3 protein-coding genes, 1 tRNA gene and 1 pseudogene are annotated in these 1,682 nt (G+C 47.1%); 2 read left to right on the forward strand and 3 right to left on the reverse strand.

The genetic code is table 11. The features are described 5' to 3' along the window. Positions 1–203, reverse strand: a 203-nt coding sequence (locus OGY18_RS06475) for a DinI-like family protein (RefSeq protein ID WP_286552311.1), incomplete at its 3' end; no start/stop codon positions are given. 78 nt (positions 204–281) lie between these two features. On the opposite strand from OGY18_RS06475, the gene OGY18_RS06480 reads away from it, so the two are divergent. After that, a complete protein-coding gene (locus OGY18_RS06480; protein WP_264364104.1) occupies positions 282–671 on the forward strand; it encodes a HumD family translesion DNA polymerase in 390 nt (129 codons plus the stop codon). Positions 672–718: 47 nt separating this feature from the next. Here the strand turns inward: OGY18_RS06480 and OGY18_RS27305 are convergent, their stop codons facing one another. Beyond that, positions 719–835 carry a YnaM/YnfT family protein gene (locus OGY18_RS27305; protein ID WP_352446998.1) on the reverse strand — a complete coding sequence of 39 codons (117 nt, stop codon included), beginning with the start codon at positions 833–835 and terminating at the stop codon, positions 719–721. A gap of 223 nt (positions 836–1,058) precedes the next feature. Continuing rightward, positions 1,059–1,140 (reverse strand) — tRNA-Pro (locus tag OGY18_RS06485). Positions 1,141–1,286: 146 nt separating this feature from the next. Here OGY18_RS06485 and OGY18_RS06490 point away from each other — a divergent pair. Further along, positions 1,287–1,682: pseudogene (locus tag OGY18_RS06490) on the forward strand (transposase); the annotation flags it as partial.

A 1,682-nucleotide genomic window follows, 5' to 3' on the forward strand; every position in this document is an offset into this window, starting at 1 on the left:
TCCTGAACAGTACGGCTTATCTGTTCTTTCTCATGCTTGCTGGCATCAGTATTGATCGCCGGCAGTGTCATCATCGGTTTAACCCTGACATCAGCGTCGGGGAAAATCCGGTGAATCCTCTTAATCAATTCGCCCAGAATGATATCTTTTGCACCGGGCAGACCATCAAAATTCCTTTTGTCATAAACGAGTTCCACGAACATTACTCATTGCCTCTTTACTGGATGGATATACAGTATTTATACTGTGTTTTTATCCGGTATTCAAGAGAGGGCGTAAACATGGGATTCCCTTCACCTGCGGCTGATTATGTTGAAAAAAGGATTTCCCTCGATCAGCAGCTAATCAGCCAGCCAGCGGCGACTTATTTCATGCGGGCATCGCGTTCACATTTCAGGGAAGGAATACTCCAGGGGGCGTTGCTTGTTGTGGATGCGTCACTTTCTCCCTGTGATGGCTCGCTACTGATATGCGCGATAGACGGGGAATTCAGGATCAAGCGATATCGGACTCATCCTCAGCCTCACCTGGTTAATCTGGATAACGGGAGAAGGGAAGCGCTGCCAGCAGATGATGATGGTTACAGTTCTTCACCCGCTATATTTGGAGTGATCACGTACATCATTAATGATGCCAGGAATGCGGAGTTTGATGACTGCCCGGTGATGTGAGCACATCACTGTTAAGTGAAGTATGAAGTGTGGTTACGTGGTTGAGGTTAATTATCATTTCTGTCTGGATTGTTAGACAAACCAATCCCTACTTTTACCGCAGCGAACAACATGATGCACAGAGTGGTAATCACGGCAAATACCAATGAGAGACTAGTAATCATAGGGCTTCTTAATGTCAGATGAATTCTATTGTCAGACAACTGTATAGGGAAAAGGTTCCTGGCAATTATCGTGCTTGCTACTCAAGAGGATATTACAATCCGATAGATCGTAGTTGGCTGGTGATCTGTCGATAGTTTCACCCCAATAATTCCCCGGAGTTTCCCCGTACAGAAAACAGACATAAAAAAACCAGCCGTAACAGGCTGGTTCTTAGAGGATTTTTGGTCGGCACGAGAGGATTTGAACCTCCGACCCCCGACACCCCATGACGGTGCGCAACCATTTCAATGGCAGCTATGTGCCAGGAACGGACGTTACTACTAGCTCAAGCAAACCGCTCCTTAGCCCTTAATGAATAATGGAGGTATTGGTATAAATAGGTGAATTGAATCGCCACGGGTTTAACAGACACCTCAGAGTCATTTAAGATGACTTAAAAGAGAGGTGCCCATGAGCGGTAAACGTTATCCCGAAGAATTCAAAACTGAAGCGGTCAAACAGGTTGTTGATCGTGGTTATTCTGTTTCCAGCGTTGCAACACGCCTTGATATCACCACCCACAGCCTTTACGCCTGGATAAAGAAGTACGGTCCGGATCCTTCCACTAATAAAGAACAGTCAGATGCTCAGGCTGAGATCCGCCGTCTCCAGAAAGAGCTGAAGCGGGTTACCGATGAACGGGACATATTAAAAAAAGCCGCGGCGTACTTCGCAAAGCTGTCCGACTGAGGTACGCCTTTATCCGTGACAACACCTGTTGCTGGCCTGTTCGCCTGCTCTGTCGGGTGCTGGATGTTCATCCCAGTGGTTTTTACGCCTGGCTTCAGCAGCCGCATTCACAACGCC

Source organism: Citrobacter sp. Cpo142 (assembly GCF_030332425.1).
In the GTDB taxonomy this organism is placed as follows: domain Bacteria; phylum Pseudomonadota; class Gammaproteobacteria; order Enterobacterales; family Enterobacteriaceae; genus Citrobacter; species Citrobacter portucalensis.